The organism is Pseudomonas sp. SW-3 (genome assembly GCF_016615645.1).
In the GTDB taxonomy this organism is placed as follows: domain Bacteria; phylum Pseudomonadota; class Gammaproteobacteria; order Pseudomonadales; family Pseudomonadaceae; genus Aquipseudomonas; species Aquipseudomonas mandelii.
The window spans coordinates 1,783,144-1,801,365 of sequence record NZ_CP067098.1 but is presented as its reverse complement, the minus strand read 5'-3'; the positions used below and the strand labels follow the sequence as shown (position 1 = coordinate 1,801,365).

General features: G+C 61.4%; 18 protein-coding genes. 2 read left to right on the top strand and 16 right to left on the bottom strand.

Annotated features, from left to right (window positions below; translation table 11 throughout):
- Positions 1-98: 98 nt before the first annotated feature.
- The 12 genes from JIO00_RS08065 to JIO00_RS08010 all read right to left on the bottom strand — a co-directional run bounded on the left by JIO00_RS08065 (position 99) and on the right by JIO00_RS08010 (position 11,561).
- A complete protein-coding gene (locus JIO00_RS08065; RefSeq protein WP_200667945.1) occupies positions 99-689 on the bottom strand; it encodes a nucleotidyltransferase family protein in 591 nt (196 codons plus the stop codon).
- Positions 686-1,669 (bottom strand): XdhC family protein, encoded by a 984-nt coding sequence (locus tag JIO00_RS08060; protein WP_010461876.1) that lies wholly within the window; start codon positions 1,667-1,669, stop codon positions 686-688. Before JIO00_RS08060 ends, JIO00_RS08065 begins: the two co-directional genes overlap by 4 nt.
- Positions 1,669-3,990 carry a xanthine dehydrogenase family protein molybdopterin-binding subunit gene (locus tag JIO00_RS08055; RefSeq protein ID WP_077748001.1) on the bottom strand — a complete coding sequence of 774 codons (2,322 nt, stop codon included), beginning with the start codon at positions 3,988-3,990 and terminating at the stop codon, positions 1,669-1,671. The genes JIO00_RS08060 and JIO00_RS08055 overlap by 1 nt, the downstream gene beginning before the upstream one ends.
- Positions 3,987-4,457 carry a (2Fe-2S)-binding protein gene (locus JIO00_RS08050; protein WP_010461879.1) on the bottom strand — a complete coding sequence of 157 codons (471 nt, stop codon included), beginning with the start codon at positions 4,455-4,457 and terminating at the stop codon, positions 3,987-3,989. The genes JIO00_RS08055 and JIO00_RS08050 overlap by 4 nt, the downstream gene beginning before the upstream one ends.
- 245 nt (positions 4,458-4,702) lie before the next feature.
- Entirely contained in the window at positions 4,703-5,722 is a 1,020-nt protein-coding gene (murB, locus tag JIO00_RS08045) for a UDP-N-acetylmuramate dehydrogenase (RefSeq protein ID WP_200667944.1), read from the bottom strand.
- Entirely contained in the window at positions 5,719-6,183 is a 465-nt protein-coding gene (locus JIO00_RS08040) for a low molecular weight protein-tyrosine-phosphatase (protein WP_077748003.1), read from the bottom strand. Before JIO00_RS08040 ends, murB begins: the two co-directional genes overlap by 4 nt.
- Positions 6,183-6,947: a 3-deoxy-manno-octulosonate cytidylyltransferase gene (gene kdsB / locus JIO00_RS08035; protein WP_200667942.1), complete on the bottom strand. Its 765-nt coding sequence runs from the start codon at positions 6,945-6,947 to the stop codon at positions 6,183-6,185. The genes JIO00_RS08040 and kdsB overlap by 1 nt, the downstream gene beginning before the upstream one ends.
- A complete protein-coding gene (locus JIO00_RS08030; protein ID WP_010461887.1) occupies positions 6,944-7,129 on the bottom strand; it encodes a Trm112 family protein in 186 nt (61 codons plus the stop codon). The genes kdsB and JIO00_RS08030 overlap by 4 nt, the downstream gene beginning before the upstream one ends.
- A 25-nt stretch (positions 7,130-7,154) precedes the next feature.
- A complete protein-coding gene (gene lpxK, locus JIO00_RS08025; protein WP_200667940.1) occupies positions 7,155-8,165 on the bottom strand; it encodes a tetraacyldisaccharide 4'-kinase in 1,011 nt (336 codons plus the stop codon).
- Complete coding sequence (locus JIO00_RS08020) at positions 8,165-8,596, bottom strand: ExbD/TolR family protein (RefSeq protein ID WP_010461891.1); 432 nt, start codon at positions 8,594-8,596, stop codon at positions 8,165-8,167. Before JIO00_RS08020 ends, lpxK begins: the two co-directional genes overlap by 1 nt.
- Complete coding sequence (locus JIO00_RS08015) at positions 8,593-9,228, bottom strand: MotA/TolQ/ExbB proton channel family protein (RefSeq protein WP_010461893.1); 636 nt, start codon at positions 9,226-9,228, stop codon at positions 8,593-8,595. Before JIO00_RS08015 ends, JIO00_RS08020 begins: the two co-directional genes overlap by 4 nt.
- 98 nt (positions 9,229-9,326) lie before the next feature.
- Positions 9,327-11,561, bottom strand: coding sequence for a DNA internalization-related competence protein ComEC/Rec2 (locus JIO00_RS08010; RefSeq protein WP_200667938.1), 2,235 nt, complete (start codon positions 11,559-11,561; stop codon positions 9,327-9,329).
- A gap of 135 nt (positions 11,562-11,696) precedes the next feature.
- On the opposite strand from JIO00_RS08010, the gene JIO00_RS08005 reads away from it, so the two are divergent.
- Positions 11,697-12,215: a DUF2062 domain-containing protein gene (locus JIO00_RS08005; protein WP_010461897.1), complete on the top strand. Its 519-nt coding sequence runs from the start codon at positions 11,697-11,699 to the stop codon at positions 12,213-12,215.
- Between the two features lie 141 nt (positions 12,216-12,356).
- On the opposite strand, the gene JIO00_RS08000 is transcribed toward JIO00_RS08005, so the two are convergent.
- The 4 genes from JIO00_RS08000 to JIO00_RS07985 all read right to left on the bottom strand — a co-directional run bounded on the left by JIO00_RS08000 (position 12,357) and on the right by JIO00_RS07985 (position 15,525).
- Positions 12,357-13,136 (bottom strand): ABC transporter permease, encoded by a 780-nt coding sequence (locus JIO00_RS08000; RefSeq protein WP_010461900.1) that lies wholly within the window; start codon positions 13,134-13,136, stop codon positions 12,357-12,359.
- Complete coding sequence (locus tag JIO00_RS07995; protein WP_010461902.1) at positions 13,133-14,065, bottom strand: ABC transporter ATP-binding protein; 933 nt, start codon at positions 14,063-14,065, stop codon at positions 13,133-13,135. Before JIO00_RS07995 ends, JIO00_RS08000 begins: the two co-directional genes overlap by 4 nt.
- Positions 14,066-14,198: 133 nt before the next feature.
- Positions 14,199-14,822 (bottom strand): glutathione S-transferase family protein, encoded by a 624-nt coding sequence (locus JIO00_RS07990; RefSeq protein WP_200667936.1) that lies wholly within the window; start codon positions 14,820-14,822, stop codon positions 14,199-14,201.
- A 43-nt stretch (positions 14,823-14,865) separates the two neighbouring features.
- Positions 14,866-15,525, bottom strand: a complete 660-nt coding sequence (locus JIO00_RS07985; protein WP_200667934.1) for a transglutaminase-like domain-containing protein — start codon at positions 15,523-15,525, stop codon at positions 14,866-14,868.
- A 248-nt stretch (positions 15,526-15,773) separates the two neighbouring features.
- Here JIO00_RS07985 and JIO00_RS07980 point away from each other — a divergent pair, with 248 nt between their 5' ends.
- Positions 15,774-18,221, top strand: coding sequence for an acyl-CoA dehydrogenase (locus JIO00_RS07980; protein ID WP_077748011.1), 2,448 nt, complete (start codon positions 15,774-15,776; stop codon positions 18,219-18,221).
- Position 18,222: the final 1 nt, after the last annotated feature.

Here is an 18,222-nt window from a genome sequence, read left to right as displayed (position 1 = left end):
CACTAAAAAGCCCCGCCTGGTGATCCAGGCGGGGCTTTTTTACATCTGAGATAAAGCAAGTAGACCGCGTTATCGTTCTTCGCGGGCAAGACGGTGTGTCAGGAAAATACTAATGCTGCAGGCACATCCACATCCCACAACACCCCGGCATCATCCACCGCCACCTCAACCACCCTGCCCTGCGCAAACAACGGCTTGGCCCCATGATCACCCGATAACGCCATCAACCCCGTGCCAAAACTGCGACCGAACCCAACCGGGTGTCCGTACTTCCCCGCACGGACCGGAACGCTGACGCAATCGTCCGCAATCCCGGCCACCACCCGCTCGATACTCGACGGCAAGATAAACGGCATATCCCCCAGCACAATCAACCAGCCACTGAGCTCTGGACACGCCGCCACCCCGGCGGCAATGCTATCGCCCATCCCGGCAGGCCCGATCTCCACACTCTCGAAACCGTACGCCTGAGCCATGCGCATCACTTGTGGGCGATCTTCGGTCGTCACCAGCACACGCTTCCCAAGGTTGGCCGGCACACTCAGCAGCACGTGCTCGATCACCGACCGAACCGCGCCATCTCGCCCCGTGCAGTCGGCCAGCAGCTTGTCCTTGTCCGCTCCCGCCACCTCCCTGAAGCGTCTGCCCTGCCCCGCCGCCAGCACGATGACGCCGATGGGTTCACTCATACAACCTCCTGCAACGGCTTCTTCTGTTTGAGTTCGACGCCGTTCTTGATCGCCACAATCTCGGCCAGCAGCGACAAGGCGATTTCCGCGGGACTGTGGCTGCCGATGTGCAAACCGATCGGGCCGTGCAGCCGCTCGATGGCCTGTGATGACAAGCCTAGCTGAGCCAGGTTTTCCCGACGTTTCAGGCTGTTGACCCGCGAGCCTAGGGCACCGACATAAAAAGCCCTGGAATCCAGAGCGGTCAGCAACGCCATATCATCCAGGCGCGGATCATGGGTCAGGGCGACAATGGCCGTGCGTTCGTCGGTCTCGATGGTCAGCACCGCTTCATCCGGCATGCCCGAGACGAAACGGCCGTGCTGCTCTTCCCAACCGTAGACAAACTCGCTGCGCGGATCGCAGATCAGCACTTCGAAATCCAGCAGTCGCGCCATTTCGGCGACATACCGGGACAATTGCCCCGCACCGATCAGCAATAGCCGCCAACGCGGACCGTAGATGGCGCGCAGGGTGTGGCCGTCAAAGCTCAGCACATCGCTTTTGTTCGCCGCCTGCAAAATCACTTCACCGGTCGCAATATCCAGCGAACGAGCCACTATTTCATGGGCCTCGCAGCGTTCCAGCAACTCGGCGACCCAACCTGGATCGCCGACCCGCTCCTCGGTCAGGCGCAAGGTGCCACCGCAGGGCAAACCAAACCGTGCGGCCTCCTCGCGGGTGACGCCGTAGGTGATCAATTGCACCGGCGGCCCGTCAGGTGGAATCCGCCCATCGTGCAGCCGGGCAATCAGATCATCCTCGACACAGCCGCCGGACACCGAGCCGATCACCACGCCATCTTCACGCAACGCCAGCATCGCGCCAGGCGCCCGGGGCGCAGTGCCCCAGGTCTGGACCACGCTGTACAACACCACCCGCCGACCGGCGCGACGCCATTCCAGCACGCTACGCAGGACGTTCAGATCCGCGCTGTCCATCAGGCCTGCGCCTTCTGCCAACCTTGCAGCTGGAAGCGAACCGGCAAGTTGCGGATACGCTGGCCAGTGGCAGCGAAGATCGCGTTGCACAGCGCAGGCGCAATCGGCGGTACGCCTGGCTCACCGACTCCGCCCAACGGCACATTGCCCGGAGGCGTCACCAGATGCACCGCCACTTCCTTCGGCGCCAGCGACATGCGCGCCACTTCGTACATGTGGAAGTTGTCCTGCTGCACCTTGCCGTCCTTGAAGCTGATTTCCCCGACCACGGCATTGCCCAGGCCCATGACGCACGCGCCTTCGAACTGAGCGCGAATCCGTTCGGGGTTGATCTGCGGACCACAATCCACCGCGATGTCGGCCTTGTGCACGATCAACGTGCCGTCGTCTTTGACTTCGACTTCGATCACCGCCGCCACATAGCTGACGAAGCTGTAATGCACCGCCAGGCCCAGGCCTCGGCCCTTGGGCAGCTCGCGCCCCCAACCGGCGGCCTTGGCGGCTGTTTCCAGTACCGTGCGCATCCGCCCGGTGTCGATCGGATAACGCTCGGGCGATTCGCCGTAGTTCCACTCTTCACTCAAGGTACGCGGATCGATCTGACGATCCGGCCCCAGCAGTTTGATCTGGTACTTGAGTGGATCCTGCTTGGCTTTGTGCGCCAGCTCATCGACAAAGCTCTGGATCGCAAACCCGTGGGGAATGTTCGACACCGAGCGATACCAGCCGACCCGGGTATGAATCGCCGCTTCGGGGTTTTCCAGGCGCACGTTGGGGATCGCGTAGGCCATGTTGGTAAAGCCCATGCCCAGCTCGAAAGCCGCCTCGTGGTTCATGCCCGGGGCGAACAGCGCGGTGATGCTCGGGGCCACGGTGCGGTGCAACCAGCCAGAGGGCAGTCCATCCTTGTCCAGGCTGGCCTTCAGGTACTCGGCGGACACGGTGTGGAAGTAGGAGCAGTGGATGTCGTCTTCACGGGTCCATTGCACCCGCACCGCTTTACCGGGGAATTCCTTGGCGAGGATCGCCGCTTCGATGACGAAGTCCGGCTTGGACTTGCGACCGAAACCGCCGCCAAGCAAGGTGACATTGAACGTGACCTTATCGAACGGAATACCAAGGCGTTCGCCAATCCGTTCCCGGGTGACCTGTGGCGCCTGACTCGGGGCCCAGGCCTCGCACACACCGTCCTTGAAGCGGGCGATGGCGACCATCGGTTCCATCGGCGCCTGCGCCAGGTGCGGCAGGTAATACGAGGCTTCGAGGGTGCTGTTGGCGCCTTTCATGGCGTCGTCGATGTTGCCGGTATTGCGCACCACTTTGCCGGGTTTGAGGGACGCGGCTTCCAGTTCTTTGCGGTAGGCGATCGAGTCGTAACTGGCATTGGGGCCGTCATCCCACTCGATCTTCAGCGCTTCGCGGCCCTTGATCGCGGCCCAGGTGTTGCTGGCCACCACGGCCACGCCACCCAATGGCTGGAACTCGGATGGCAGCGGACGGCCTTCGATCTGAATGACCTTGATCACGCCCGGGACTTTCATCGCCGCGCTGGAGTCGACGGATTTGACCGTGCCACCATAAACCGCCGGACGCGCAATCACGGCGTAGAGCATGCCGTCGAAATGCACATCGGCCCCGTAAATGGCGCGGCCGTTGACGATGTCGGCACCGTCGATCGCCTTGGTGCCTTCCTTGCCGATGTAGCGAAACTCCGACGGTTGCTTGAGCCGCAGGCTGTCACGGGCCGGCACTGCCAGCGCACCCGCAGCGGCGGCCAGAGCGCCGTAGCCCAGTTCACGACCGCTCGGTTGGTGCACCACTTTATGCAGCTGCGCATGGCACTCGCTGACCGGCACTTTCCACTGCTCAGCCGCCGCTTGTTCCAGCATGGTTCGCGCGGCGGCACCGCAACGACGCATCGGCTCGTACCAGTGACGCATGCTGCGCGAACCGTCTGTGTCCTGGTTACCGAAGCGAACCTCGTCACCCGGCGCCTGCTGCACTTTCATCATGGCCCAGTCGGCGTCCAGTTCATCGGCCACTACCATGGTCAAGCTGGTGCGCACACCCTGGCCCATTTCCGAACGGTTGCAGACCACGGTCACCATGCCGTCAGCGGCAATGCTGATGTAAACCTTGGGATCATCGATCCAGCCATTGGGCATGCCGTCGGCGCCGAATTTTTTCTCTTTTTCTTCGGCAAAAGCGTCTTGCCAGCCCCAGCTCGCTACCAGAACTAACGCACTGGTCGCACCGACGCCTTTAAGGAAGCCACGGCGGCTGAGGTTGCTCAGCGCAAAATCATTCGGTAACTGGCTCATGCCTTGGCCTCCTTCAGGTGAGTGGATGCCTGGCGGATGGCGGTCTTGATGCGGTTATAGGTGCCGCAACGGCAAATATTGCCGACCATCGCCTCTTCGATCTGTGCGTCGCTAGGGTTCGGGTTGGTCTTGAGCAGCGCCGTCGCTGACATGATCTGCCCGCCCTGGCAGAAACCGCACTGAGCCACGGCGCTGTCGAGCCAGGCTTGCTGCACGACTTGCCCGACCGGGTCGACGTGCAGGTTATCGATGGTGGTGACGTTCTGGCCGACCACTGAACCGATCGGCGTGATGCAACTGCGCGCCGGAGCGCCTTCGATATGAATGGTGCAGGCACCACACAGGCCCATGCCGCAGCCGAATTTGGTGCCGTTGTAACCGGCCACGTCGCGGATTGCCCAGAGCAGCGGCATATCCTCGGTGACGTCGAGTTGATGGTCTTGACCATTGAGCTTCAGGGTAATCATGGGCACGCCCGCATATTTCTGGAGGTTATGGGGTCGAGCAATCTGCCGCCGAGACTTGGCGGTTGGCATCATGCAGATCGGCTCAGGCTAAGAGGCTCTCTTACGCGGACGGCAACGTCTGCATCGGGCCTTTGGTGAAGCAAATGCTTGCATCGTTAGGTGGCTAAGTTAACCCAGCATTAACAAAAAAGCCCTGCACAGTTGAAGGTGTGCAGGGCTTTGAGATCAGCCATTAAAGCGTAGCCTCAATACTGATTCGGCTCCATTTCCAGGTCGACATTGAAACGTTGGGAAATGTCTTTCTGAATCTGCTGCGCCAGGTGCAGCAATTGCAGGCCGGTGGCGCTGCCATAGTTGACCAGCACCAGCGCCTGCAACTTATGCACGCCGGCATCGCCATCGCGAAAGCCTTTCCAGCCGGCCCGCTCGATCAACCAGCCCGCCGCCAGTTTCATCTGCCCATCAGGTTGCGCGTAGGCCACCAGGTCCGGGTATTGGCTTTTCAGCTGCGCGACCAGCGCGGTCGGCACCAGAGGGTTCTTGAAGAAGCTGCCGGCATTGCCGAGTACTGCCGGGTCCGGGAGCTTTTCATTACGAATACTGCAGATCGCCTGGCTGACGTCGGTGGCAGTCGGCTGATCGATGCCTTGCTCGGTCAGGCGCTGGCGAACCGGGCCGTATTCCAGGTGCAGGTGCGCGGCGCGGTTTAGGGTGAAACGCACGCGCAGGATCAACCAACGCCCCGGTTCCTGTTTGAACAGGCTGTCACGGTAGGCGAAGTTGCATTCTTCCAGGGTGAAATCCCGCAGCTCGCCGGTCTGGCGATCCAGCGCCGTCAGGCCGGCGAACACGTCCTTGATCTCGACGCCATAGGCGCCGATGTTCTGCATCGGCGCAGCGCCCACGGTACCGGGGATCAGGCTGAGGTTCTCCAGCCCCGACAACCCCTGCGCCAGGGTGTGCTGCACGAACGGATGCCAAGGCTCGCCCGCCTCGGCTTCGATCACGACCTTGCTGCCGTTATCGCTCAGGATCCGAATCCCGCGCGTAGCCATGCGCAGCACCAGCGCCTGGACATCAGCCGTCAGCAGCAAGTTGCTGCCGCCACCGATCACCAGCAACGGCACGTCATGGGCCGACGCATACGCCAGGGCTTCACGCACATCGGCGTCGCTGTGGGCCTCGGCGAACAACCGGGCCTGAACGTCGACACCAAACGTATTGAACGGCTTGAGCGAAATCCGGGGTTGAACCTGCAAACTCATAACCGTCCCTTCAATTCGATCACCAGTCGATCACTGGCGCACTCGATCAGGTCCAGCACCTGTTCGAAACCCTGATCGCCGTCGTAGTACGGATCCGGCACTTCATCGAGTTCTGACTCGTAGCGACGCAGGAACAGGTCCAGCTCGGCTTTGCCCTTGGCCGGTTGCAGGGCCTTGAGGTGGCGCAGGTTGCTGTTGTCCATCGCCAGTATCAGGTCGTAGGCGGAAAAATCGGCGCGGGTCACTTGCTGTGCGCGTTGGGCGGACAGGTCGTAACCGCGCAGTCTGGCGGCGGCCTGGCTGCGTTTGTCCGGCGCCTTGCCGACGTGCCAGTCACCGGTGCCGGCGGAGGCGACTTCGATGTGATCGGCCAGCCCCGCCTCGCGCAATTTATGCCGCAGCACGCCTTCGGCCGTCGGGGAGCGACAGATGTTGCCCAGGCACACGAACAGAACGCGCATCAGGCCTCCAGCAGGCGACGGACGCGCTCGAGGTCTTCGACGGTATCGACGCCAGTGGGCGGTGCGATCAGTGCGTCAGCGACGTGAATCCGCACGCCGTGCCACAGGGCACGCAGCTGTTCCAGGGATTCGGTATTTTCCAGCCAGCACGGGCCCCAGCTGACGAAGTCATGCAGGAAACCGGCGCGGTAGGCATAGATGCCGATGTGGCGGCGGTACGGCACGCCTTCCGGCAATTGCTCGCGGCTTTTGGCGAACGCGTCGCGGGCCCACGGCAACGTGGCACGACTGAAGGTCAGCGCCAAGCCATTAAGGTCGCTGACAACCTTGACCACGTTGGGATTGAACAGGGTTTCCACGTCTTCGATCGGCTCGGCCAGGGTGGCCATGCGCGCTTCGGCGTGGGCGGCCAGGTTGTCAGCCACCTGATCGATCACACTCGGAGGAATCAACGGTTCGTCACCCTGGACGTTGACCACGATGGCGTCGGCGGCCAGGCCGAGTTTCGCGGCGACTTCGGCCAGGCGATCGGTACCGGAATTGTGATCTTCGCGGGTCAGCACCACTTCGGCGCCAAACGCCTTGCACGCCTCGACAATGCGCACGTCGTCAGTGGCGACCACGACACGCTCGGCACTGCTTTTGCTCGCCTGCTCCCAGACGTGCTGGATCATCGGCTTGCCGGCGATCAGCAGCAGCGGTTTGCCCGGCAGACGGGTGGAGGCATAACGCGATGGAATGACAACGGTAAAGGCTGTGGTCATTTATCCAGGCGCTCGTCGGTGGTCAGGGTGCGGGCTTCGGTTTCGAGCATCACCGGGATGCCATCGCGAATCGGGTAAGCCAGGCCGGCGCCCTTACTGATCAGCTCGGTCTTGTCGGCGCTGAGTTTGAGGGGGCCTTTGGTGACCGGGCAAGCGAGGATGTCGAGCAATTTGGTGTCCATGAGCATTCCCTGGATAAAAACGGAGTTAAGGCAAAAGACGAGCCGGCAACAGGCGCATCAACTGCGTATCGAACCAGGCCACGAAAGCCGGCGATGGTGCAGCATCGACCGCCAGGTACCACCAATCGGCGGCGGCGAAGGCACGGCACTTCACCGCGTCCTTTTCGGTCATCACCAACGGCAATGACGGCGTGAAATTCAAGGCCTGAACGCTGTATTCGGCGTGGTCGGCAAACGCATGCGGCACTGGCTGCCAGTGTAGCGTTTCGAGGGTCGTGAAGAAACGCTGCGGATTGCCGATCCCGGCCACGGCGTGCAGTGCCTGACCTGCGGGGAAGTAGTCGAGGGGGCGACGCTCACCGCTTTGCAGGTTAACCAGTTCGGTAGGTTGCAGCTGGAAGGCAAAACCGTTTTCGCGATCAGTGGCGGCGCCGTTGTACAGCACGGCATCGACGCTCTGAAGGCGTTCGACCGGTTCACGCAAGGGACCGGCCGGCAGGCAGCGTTTGTTGCCCAGGCCGCGGGCGGCGTCGATCAACACCAGTTCCAGGTCCCGGGCCAGCCGGTAATGCTGCATGCCGTCATCGGAGAGGATCAGATCCAGCGGCTCACTCGCCAGCAGCGCTTTGACGGCGCTGCTGCGATCCGGGTCGATCATCAATGGCACGCCCGTGCGCTGGACGATCAACAGCGGTTCGTCGCCGGCGATGTCTGCGCTCTGATCGGCCTCGACGCGCCACGGCAATTGCGGCGGTTTGGCACCGTAACCCCGGCTGACCACGCCGACCCGCAAACCACTACGCTGGCAATGCTGGATCATCCACAGAATCAGCGGTGTCTTGCCAGTGCCACCGACGGTGATATTGCCGACCACGATCAGCGGCACGGGCGGCTGATAGATCTCGCCCTCGCCCGCCAGAAAGCGCTTGCGCTTGTTCATGACGATGCGCCGGTACAGCCACTCCAGTGGCTGCAACAGTTTCAGGGCCGGATGACCTTGGTACCACGCGGCGAGCAAGCGATCGGACATGGCCATCAGGGCGCGGGCGGTGCCGCTTCGACCGTGGTCATGCGCAAGTGGCTGAAACCCAGCTTGCCGGCGGCGTCCATGGCGGTGATGACCGACTGATGCTGAGTCTTGCCATCCGCGCTGATGGACAGCGGCAGGTTGGTGTCGCCATTGGATTCTTTTTGCAGCGCCTCCATCAGCGTCGCGAGGTCGTTCTTCGGCAATAGCTGATTGTTCACCGAGAACGCGCCTTCGGCACTGATGGCAACGTCCAGGTGCTTGACCTGCTGGTCTTCGGCAGGCGAACCGCTGACCGCTTCCGGCAGATCGACGCGCAACTGGGTTTCACGGGTAAACGTAGTGGTGACCACGAAAAACAGCAGCAAGATAAACACCACGTCGATCAGCGACGCGAGGTTGATGTCGACCGTTTCCCGCGGTTTGCGGCGGAATTTCACGCTTTGCCCTCGGCCAGGTCCACATCACGGTCGCCCTGAACCACTTCGACCAGTTTGATCGCTTCCTGCTCCATGCCCACCACCAGCTCATCGATCCGGCGTTGCAGGAATCGGTGAAAGAATACTGCCGGGATACCGACCATCAGGCCAGCGGCCGTAGTGATCAGCGCCTTGGAGATACCGCCCGCCAGCACCGCGGCATTGGTGCCCATGCCCGTGCCCATGAACGCGCTGAAAATGTCGATCATGCCCAGCACCGTACCCAACAGGCCCAGCAATGGGGCCATGGCGGCGATGGTGCCCAGCGCATTGATATAGCGTTCGAGTTCATGAACCACCCGTGCGGCGGCCTCTTCGATGCACTCTTTCATGATCTCGCGACCATGTTTGGAGTTGGCAAGGCCCGCCGCCAGGATCTCGCCCAACGGTGAGTTGGCGCGCAGTTCCTTGAGTTTTTCTTTATTGAGCTGTTTGTCCTTGATCCACACCCAGACCTGCCCGAGCAAATGCTCAGGGGTCACACGGCTGGCTCGCAGGGTCCAGAGACGCTCGGCGACGATCGCCATTGCCGCGATGGAACTCAGAATGATCGGCAGCATCATCCAGCCGCCGGATTTGACCAATTCCCACACAGTGACAGCCCCCTCGAAAAAGTGCGCCACTCTAACATAGGGGCCGGATGCACCGAAGACCGTGATGTCGCATCCGGTCGGGCTTTCATAACTGGCGGTTATGGGCCCAACGGTGGCGGATCGCGCCAGAAACGCCGATCCAGACGCATCGTCCATGGCGGCTTGAACCGTCCCAGTTGCAGACGAATGGCGCCGTGGGTGGCGCTGTCGTAGATCGCCATGCCTCGTTTTTGATAGCGCGCCATGACGGTGGGATGCGGGTGGCCAAAGGAATTGCCCTGGCCCCGGGATATCAGCACAGCCTTGGGTTGCAACGCGGCGAGCAGCGCCATCGAAGAGGAACTGCGACTGCCGTGGTGAGGCGATTGCAGCCAATCGGTCGGCACGGCAAGCGGACTGTCGAGCAATGCCCGCTCGGCTGCCGCATCAATATCACCGGTCAGCAGCAATCGCTCGCCATTGGCTTCGATCTGCAAGACACAGGATTTTTGATTGCTGTCGGCGGCGGATGTCCATTGCCAGAGACGGAAGTCCACACCGTCCCAGGTCCATTGCCGGCCGCTTTCACAGCCTTCGGCGCGCAATTCGGCTGGCAGCGCCTCGGGATCACCGCTCAGGACCCGCGCCACCGGCAATCCGTTGGCAATCGCACGTGCACCGCCGGCGTGATCGGCGTCGGCGTGACTGAGCAGCATCAGGTCGATCCCGGACACGCCCAGTTTGCGCAATGACGGCAGCACCACCCGCTCGCCGAGGTCGAAATCGCCAAAACGCGGCCCGGCGTCATACAACAAGGTGTGATGGCGGGTGCGCACCAGGATGGCCAGGCCTTGGCCGACGTCCAGCTGCCAGACTTCGGCGACGCCTTCGGCAAGCATCGGGCGAGGTGGAAAAACCAGCAACAGCAGCAGCGGCCAACCCAACGGGCGCAACGGCACCCCTTTAGGCAGTAATAGAAGAAAGGCCCCCAGCGTACCGAGCGCCCAAATCCACACCGGCACCGCGACCGGCACCCAGGCGGGGAATCGTCCGGCCATCAAGGCCAGCCCCTTGAACAACAGGTCGACCAGACCGCCCGCCAGCCACAGCAACCCCTCGCCCACATAAGGGACGGGCAGTAACAACGTCCCGAGCAAAGCTGGCGGCAATACCACCAGACTGACCCAAGGTACCGCCAGCAAATTGGCCACTGGTCCGCTGACGCTGATCGGCAAGCCAAGTATCAATAGCAATGGGCACAGTCCGATCGCGATCAGCCATTGCGCACGGGTCCACGTTTGCCACCAACGCCACGGCCCCAGACGCCCACCGAAGGTGAAGATCAACACTGCCACCGCTGCGAAGGACAACCAGAACCCCGGTTGCAGGCTCGCCAGCGGGTCGAGCAGTAAAACGCCATTGAGCGCCAGCAACAGCGGCCACCAGGCGCCAAGGTGCCGAAACCTTAGCCGCCACAACAACACCAGACCGATCATCACGCAGGCCCGGCGCACCGGCACCTCAAAACCGGCCAGCAACCCGTAACCCAGCGCAGCGGCAAACGCCAGTCCGCAGGCCCATGGCAGCCAGGGCAAACGGCTCGGCCACAGACCATAGCGCGCCAGCCCGGCGATCAGCAGATACACCAGCCCCGCCAGCAAGCCGATGTGCTGCCCGGAAATCACCAGCAGATGCACGGCGCCGGTGTCTTGCAGCACTTGCCAGTCCTCGCGACTCAGCCCGCCGCCGTCGCCCAACACCAATGCGATCAGCGCCCCCGTCCGGCCTTGGGCATCGACGGCCTGCAATTGCTGCCGAATGCTGTCACGCCAGGCCCATTGGGCGGCGGCCAGCCTATGGCCATCCTTGACCGTACCGGTAGCGCCGATGCGTTGTGCCAGCAACCAGGCGTCGTAGTCAAAGGCATGCGGATTGAGCAGCCCGGCAGGACGCTTCAACTTGACCGCCAGCCGCCACCGTTCGCCGCTGTTGACGGGCGGTCCGTCATACCAGGCGAGGCGCAGATGCCGGGGCAGCCGGGTGCTTCGGGACTGACTGTCGGTCAACTCGAAGCGCACCACCCCTTCGGCATTCTGCGGCAGGCCCGTCACCCGACCTTCGACCCAACGAGTCTCGCCATCGAGCTTCAGCGACAGGCGATCATCCAGCGCCCACTGCGCACTCGCGCACGCCCAACTGAAGCCGAACAGAAAAAACGCCAACGGGTGAGTCCGAAACGGCAACAGCATCAAACCCACGACCGGCAGCAACATCCATAACCAGACCGGCGGTAAAACCGGTAAAAAACGCAGGGCCAGCAAACCCAACGCCAGCGCCATCATCCCTGTGCGCATACGCCCGTCCTTGAGAGTCCCACCCTAGGCATAGCTGCCCGACTGCACGCGCACGGTTATTAATTGTCACAAAGTCTGAATGGGCGGTTCATAGAATCCAGACATACTTGCCGCCTTAACCGACCGAGAAGCCTTATGCCCCGGCGCTTATTCAAACGTTACATGCCAGACCCGACCAGCATCAGGGAACACAAATCCTTACGCTTTCTCGGCACCCTGCTGCATGACCCGAACCTCTGGCACCTCAATCGTCATTCCGTCGCACGGGCCATGGCGGTGGGCCTGTTCGCGGCCTTCCTGCCCATTCCGTTGCAGATGCTGGTCGCTGCCATTCTGGCGATCGTCGTGCGGGGCAACATGCCCATTGCCGTCAGCCTGGTCTGGCTGACCAACCCGATTACCATGCCAGCGGTGTTCTTCTGCACCTATCAGACGGGAGCGTGGTTGATGGACGTGCCGGCCAGGCATTTGCCGGACGAGCTGACCTGGGAATGGATCAGTGGCGAGCTTTCCACCTTGTGGCAGCCGTTTTTGCTGGGTTCAGTGGTGACGGGACTGGTGCTGGGCGCCCTCGCCTATTGCCTGGTGATGATGTATTGGCGCTGGTGGGTTGGGCGGCAGTGGAAGCGGCGCAAGAGAAACCGGATGCAGTAAATGCAAAACGGCCTCCATTGTTGGAGGCCGTTTTTTTATGGCGTCTGGGCTGACGCCTTCGCGGGCAAGCCTCGCTCCTACAGGTCTGATGGTGAACTGTAGGAGCGAGGCTTGCCCGCGAAGCAGGCGACGCGGTCTTTCTCAGGTACGCATCCCGCGCCCACTGACCAGCAGCCGCGCACAACCGATGTATAGAACTACGGTCGCCACCAACATGAAAGTAATCGCCACGCTGATCCTGATGTCCGAAACGCCAAGAATGCCGTAACGGAAGGCGTTGACCATGTGCAGCACCGGGTTGGCCAGGGACACGGTCTGCCAGAACGGCGGCAGCAAGCTGATCGAGTAGAACACCCCGCCCAGGTATGTCAGGGGTGTCAGCACGAAGGTCGGAATGATCGAAATATCATCGAAGTTACGTGCAAACACGGCGTTGATGAAGCCCAGCAGCGAGAAGATCGTCGCCGTCAGCACCACCACCAGAATGGTCACGCCCAGGTGATGCACCTGCAATTCGGTGAAGAACAGCGACAACAGCGTCACGATCAGCCCGACCATCAAGCCCCGCAGCACGCCGCCCAGGGTGTAGCCAATCAGAATCGTATGCGGCGATACCGGCGACACCATCAATTCTTCGATGGAGCGCTGGAACTTGCTGCCGAAGAAACTCGACACCACGTTGCCGTAGGAGTTGGTGATCACCGACATCATGATCAGGCCCGGCACGATGTATTCCATATAGGTGAAGCCACCCATATCACCAATCTGTCGACCGATCAGGTTACCGAAGATCACGAAGTACAGGACCATGGTGATGGCCGGCGGCAGCAGGGTCTGCGGCCAGATCCGGGTAAAGCGCTTCACCTCGCGGTAAACGATGGTGTTGAGGGCAACGAGGTTGGGTTGCAGCTCGGAACTCATACCGCCACCTTCGACAGATTTTTCTCCACCAGGGACACGAACAACTCCTCGAGGCGATTGGTTTTGTTACGCAGGCTCAGCACTTCGATGTTCTGCTGCGCCAACTGGGTGAACAGCGCGGTGATGCCCATGGCCTTGTCGACCTGGACTTCGAGCGTGTGGCTGTCGAGCAGCTTGGTCGGATAACCGAGCAACTGCGGCGCGACGTTCAGCGTGTTCTTGAGATCAAGCAGAAAGGTCTCCACATGCAGCTGGCCGAGCAGCTGTTTCATGCTGGTGTTCTCGACAATCGTGCCGTGGTCGATGATGCCGATGTTGCGGCACAACTGCTCAGCCTCTTCCAGGTAATGAGTGGTGAGGATGATGGTGATGCCTTTCTGGTTCAGCTCGGTGAGAAAGGTCCACATCGAGCGACGCAGTTCGATGTCCACACCCGCGGTCGGTTCATCGAGGATCAGCAGGCGCGGTTCGTGAACCAGTGCGCGGGCGATCATCAGGCGACGCTTCATGCCACCGGACAGCGAACGCGACGGCACATCGCGTTTGTCCCACAGCCCGAGCTGGGTCAGATACTGCTCGGCGCGTTCCTTGGCTATCTTCGGCGGGATGCCGTAGTAACCGGCCTGGGTCACGACGATGTCGAAGGTTTTTTCGAACTGGTTGAAGTTGAATTCCTGGGGCACCACGCCGATGCAACGCTTGAGCGCCGCCGGCTCCTTGTCCAGGTCGTGCCCGAAGATATTCACCGTGCCGCTGGTCTTGTTCACCAGGGTTGAGAGAATGCCGATGGTCGTGGATTTGCCGGCACCGTTAGGGCCGAGCAAGGCGAAAAAGTCACCTTCGGCGACGTCCAGATCGATACCACTCAGGGCCTGGAAACCGTTGCCGTAGGTTTTGGTTAGCTGCCGGATGGACAGAGCGGAACTCATATCGGATTTACGCACCAAGAAGGGAAGAAAGGGATAACTATGGGCGGGCGGCGAGCAATGCAACCGCGGCGCACGAGCGCAATGGTGCTTGTCGCCGCCAAACAAGTACAGTCAAGTGTGTCGATAGTGAGTATTAAGTCAACGCGGTCATAACGGCTTTTTTATACGCCGGACGCTGTTTCAGTCGTGCATACCAGGCTTCAAGATGCGGCTGCGGTGCACGCTCGATCGGCATCTCGAACCAGGCATAAATGAAACTGCCGAGGGGAATGTCGCCCATGCCGATTTCGTCGCCGGACAGATACGGCGCGGCCGCCAACGCCTGGTTCGCCATCGCCAACAGATCATCGCACTCCTTGATTGCGGCGTTGATGGCGGTCCAGTCCTGCTTGTCTTCAGGTGTGCGTAACACGCCCCAGAACACCGTGCGGAACGGGCCGGCAAAACTGGAGGTGGTCCAGTCCATCCACTTGTCGGCAGCGGCGCGAGCCTTCAGATCCGTCGGGTACCAAGCGGTGCCATTGGCGCGACTGGCCATCAGATAACGCACGATGGCGTTCGATTCCCAGAGCACAAAGCCGTCATCTTCGATCACCGGCACACGACCGTTGGGATTCATCGCACGATACTGCGGCGTATCGACTACACCGAAGGCGCCACCCGCATCGATGGCTTCATAGGCCAGGCCCAACTCCTCGGCGGCCCACAATGGCTTTCTGACATTCGACGAATTTTTCCGACCCCAGATCTTCAGCATGACCGTCTCTTTATGGATGAATGCGCAGGCAGCATACGCCGGATCAGGCGCGGCTCAAATCACTCTGCATGTCACCCAGCAACGCCGGCAATGTGTCGCTGAACAGATGTGGGTAGCACTTTTCCAGGTGCTCGAAAAAGAACGTCTCAGGCACGTCGGTGAACTGGCCGTGGTCGACCAGGTACTCCATCAGCTGCTCGCCGTCGCGGTTGAAGGGATGGAAAACACTGTCGCTGATGCCGTCGAACTCCAGCGGCGCGATATTGAACAGTTCGCAGAGTTGCTGGTTGAAGGCCGGCGTCGCCTTGACCCAGCGACCGTTCAGATACAGCTCGGTATAACCGTGCATGGCGAACACATCGCTTCTGAGCAACTCGAGCAAACGCGGGGTCGACAGGTGATTGCGCACGTCCGCCAGACCGATCCGCGCAGGGATCCCGCAATGTCGCGCGGCACCGGCCAGAAGCGTGGCCTTGGGCACGCAGTAACTTTCCCCGGCCGCCAAGGCATAACTGCCGCGCAACGTATCCGGGTCGCGACTGAACGTGTAGGGGTTGTAGCGCACGGCCTCGCGCACTGCGTAATAGAGGTTGATCGCCTGCTCAAGCGGATCGCGACTGGCGCCCCGATGTTTTTCGGCGAACTCCACCACCGAGGGGTGGTCACTATCGATGAAGCGGCCGGGACTCAGATACTCGTGCATGAGAACAATCTCCTGGGGAAGCCACGAGTCTAGCGACACCTTCAGCACAGAGATAACGACGTTTCGGCCAAACATGGGCGTATTGCCGCGTAGGAAACGAACGATTTCCCGGGCGTGTTGCCAACCCAACCTACAAAACTCATCGATGGTTTCCCACGAATTCAATCACCTCGCTCCGACCACCCTGTTTTGCGGATGCCGTCTAAGCTCTGAAGGTTGGTTTTGCCCTGGTTCACGGAGGATTAAATATGCTGCTGTTGTGGATACTGGTTCTGGTTGTCGGGATAGCTTATTTAGCCCACCGTCGCATCGCCCCCCTGCCCGCCCTGTGCATTGTCGCTGCCTATATCGTCGCGATGGGGGCCTTCAGTCGCGCGCCAGGCTGGCTGCTGCTGGTTTTCTGGGTGTTGATTGCAGCCGTCGCGGCGCCGTTGTTGCTGCCCGACCTGCGTCGCAAATTCTTCAGCGCGCCGCTGTTCAGCTGGTTCCAGAAAACCCTGCCGCCAATGTCGCAAACCGAGCGCGATGCGATCGACGCCGGGACCGTGTGGTGGGATGGCGAACTGTTCAGCGGTCGCCCGGACTGGAACAAGTTGCTGTCCTATCCAAAAGTGCAGCTCAGTGAAGAGGAACAGGCCTTTATCGACGGCCCGACCGAAGAGCTCTGCGCCATGGTCAGCGACTGGCAGATCGGGCAAGACATGGACCTGCCGCCCGAAGCCTGGACCCACATCAAGGAGAACGGCTTCTTCGCGCTGATCATCCCCAAAGAGTTTGGCGGCAAGGGCTTCTCGGCCTATGCCCACTCCCAGGTGGCGATGAAACTGGCAACCCGCAGTGGCGACCTCGCGTCGACCGTGATGGTCCCTAACTCGCTGGGCCCGGCCGAACTGCTGCTGCATTACGGCACCGACGAACAACGCAACCATTACCTGCCAAGGCTGGCACGGGGTGACGATATCCCGTGCTTCGCATTGACCGGCCCACTGGCCGGCTCCGACGCTGGCGCCATGCCCGACACCGGGGTCATCTGCAAAGGCGAATGGGAAGGCAAGGAAACCCTCGGCCTGCGCCTCAACTGGGAAAAGCGCTACATCACGCTGGGCCCGGTCGCCACCCTCCTCGGCCTGGCCTTCAAGGCCTATGACCCGGACCATTTGCTGGGTGACAAGGAAGACCTGGGCATCAGCCTGGCGCTGATCCCGACCGACACCGCCGGTGTCGAGATCGGCCGCCGCCATCTGCCGCTGGGTGCCGCCTTCATGAATGGCCCGAACTCCGGCAAGGACGTCTTCGTGCCGCTGGACTTTCTCATCGGCGGCCAGGAAATGCTCGGCAAGGGCTGGATGATGCTGATGAACTGCCTGTCAGTCGGGCGTTCGATTTCCCTGCCGGCGGTCGGCACCGGTGCGGCCAAGTTCACCAGCCTGGTCACCGGTCAGTACGCACAGGTTCGTGAGCAGTTCAACGTTCCACTGTCGGCGTTCGAAGGTATTCAGGAAGCCATGGCACGCATCGGCGGCAACGCCTGGATGATGGACGCCGCCCGAATGCTGACCGCCAACGCGGTGGACCTGGGCGAGAAACCGTCGGTGCTGTCGGCGATTCTCAAGTACCACCTCACCGAACGCGGCCGCGAGTGCATCAGCCACGCCATGGATGTTCACGGCGGCAAGGCGATCATCATGGGGCCGAACAACTACCTCGGTCGCAGCTGGAATGGCGCGCCCATTTTCATCACCGTGGAAGGCGCGAACATCCTCTCGCGCAACCTGATGATCTTTGGTCAGGGCGCCATTCGCTGCCATCCGTTCGTGCTGAAAGAAATGGCTCTCGCCGGCCGTGAAGACAAGGATCAGGCACTCACCGAATTCGATGGCCTGCTGCTCAAGCACATCGGTTTCGCCGTGAGCAACGCCGCCAGCACGCTGGTGTTGAACCTCGGCTTCGGGCACCTGGAACATTCGCCGGGTGACAAGCTCAGTCAGGGTTACTTCCGTGCGCTTAATCGACAGGCGGCTGCGTTTGCCATGCTTGCCGACCTCAGCATGATGTTGCTGGGCGGTGAACTGAAACGTCGCGAACGCCTGTCGGCGCGTCTTGGGGATGTGCTCAGCAACATGTACCTCGCCTCCGCCGCGCTCAAGCGTTACCACGACCTCGATTCGCCGGAGCACATGGCGCCGCTGTTCAAGTGGGCCATGGAAGAAAGCCTTGGCCAGTCGGAGCGTGCGCTGGATGAATTGCTCAGCAACTTCCCGAACAAGGTGCTGGGTTGCCTGTTGCGGGTGATCGTGTTCCCGTTCGGCCGTCGCCACAAAGGTCCATCGGACAAACTCGGCGCCGAAGTCGCCGCAGTGATCGGGCGCGCCAAGGGCGATCCAACCCTCGAAGAATTGCTCGGCGGTTGCTACCGCCCGCAATCGGCAGACGACGCGGTCGGCGCCCTGCAACACGCCTGCAACCTGTTGAACGCGGCGCAGCCGTTACAGAAAAAACTGCACGTGGCGCTCAAGAGCGGTCAGGTCAAACCGGCGGCTGGGGAACATGTCATCGATGCAGCGCTGGAGGCTGGAGTGTTGCAAGCGGGTGAGGCGCAGTCCCTGCGTGATGCCGAAGTAGCGCGGCGCAAGGTCATCGACGTCGATGATTTCGACAAAGACGAACTGGCACTGGCCGACGGAAAGGTCCGCTGAT

What these genes read in the sequence shown, in the direction of transcription:
- JIO00_RS08065 (WP_200667945.1), bottom strand. Translation starts at nt 689, where the DNA reads ATGAGTGAACCCATCGGCGTCATCGTGCTGGCGGCGGGGCAGGGCAGA.
- JIO00_RS08060 (WP_010461876.1), bottom strand. Translation starts at nt 1,669, where the DNA reads ATGGACAGCGCGGATCTGAACGTCCTGCGTAGCGTGCTGGAATGGCGT.
- JIO00_RS08055 (WP_077748001.1), bottom strand. Translation starts at nt 3,990, where the DNA reads ATGAGCCAGTTACCGAATGATTTTGCGCTGAGCAACCTCAGCCGCCGT.
- JIO00_RS08050 (WP_010461879.1), bottom strand. Translation starts at nt 4,457, where the DNA reads ATGATTACCCTGAAGCTCAATGGTCAAGACCATCAACTCGACGTCACC.
- murB (WP_200667944.1), bottom strand. Translation starts at nt 5,722, where the DNA reads ATGAGTTTGCAGGTTCAACCCCGGATTTCGCTCAAGCCGTTCAATACG.
- JIO00_RS08040 (WP_077748003.1), bottom strand. Translation starts at nt 6,183, where the DNA reads ATGCGCGTTCTGTTCGTGTGCCTGGGCAACATCTGTCGCTCCCCGACG.
- kdsB (WP_200667942.1), bottom strand. Translation starts at nt 6,947, where the DNA reads ATGACCACAGCCTTTACCGTTGTCATTCCATCGCGTTATGCCTCCACC.
- JIO00_RS08030 (WP_010461887.1), bottom strand. Translation starts at nt 7,129, where the DNA reads ATGGACACCAAATTGCTCGACATCCTCGCTTGCCCGGTCACCAAAGGC.
- lpxK (WP_200667940.1), bottom strand. Translation starts at nt 8,165, where the DNA reads ATGGCCATGTCCGATCGCTTGCTCGCCGCGTGGTACCAAGGTCATCCG.
- JIO00_RS08010 (WP_200667938.1), bottom strand. Translation starts at nt 11,561, where the DNA reads ATGCGCACAGGGATGATGGCGCTGGCGTTGGGTTTGCTGGCCCTGCGT.
- JIO00_RS08005 (WP_010461897.1), top strand. Translation starts at nt 11,697, where the DNA reads ATGCCCCGGCGCTTATTCAAACGTTACATGCCAGACCCGACCAGCATC.
- JIO00_RS08000 (WP_010461900.1), bottom strand. Translation starts at nt 13,136, where the DNA reads ATGAGTTCCGAGCTGCAACCCAACCTCGTTGCCCTCAACACCATCGTT.
- JIO00_RS07995 (WP_010461902.1), bottom strand. Translation starts at nt 14,065, where the DNA reads ATGAGTTCCGCTCTGTCCATCCGGCAGCTAACCAAAACCTACGGCAAC.
- JIO00_RS07990 (WP_200667936.1), bottom strand. Translation starts at nt 14,822, where the DNA reads ATGCTGAAGATCTGGGGTCGGAAAAATTCGTCGAATGTCAGAAAGCCA.
- JIO00_RS07985 (WP_200667934.1), bottom strand. Translation starts at nt 15,525, where the DNA reads ATGCACGAGTATCTGAGTCCCGGCCGCTTCATCGATAGTGACCACCCC.
- JIO00_RS07980 (WP_077748011.1), top strand. Translation starts at nt 15,774, where the DNA reads ATGCTGCTGTTGTGGATACTGGTTCTGGTTGTCGGGATAGCTTATTTA.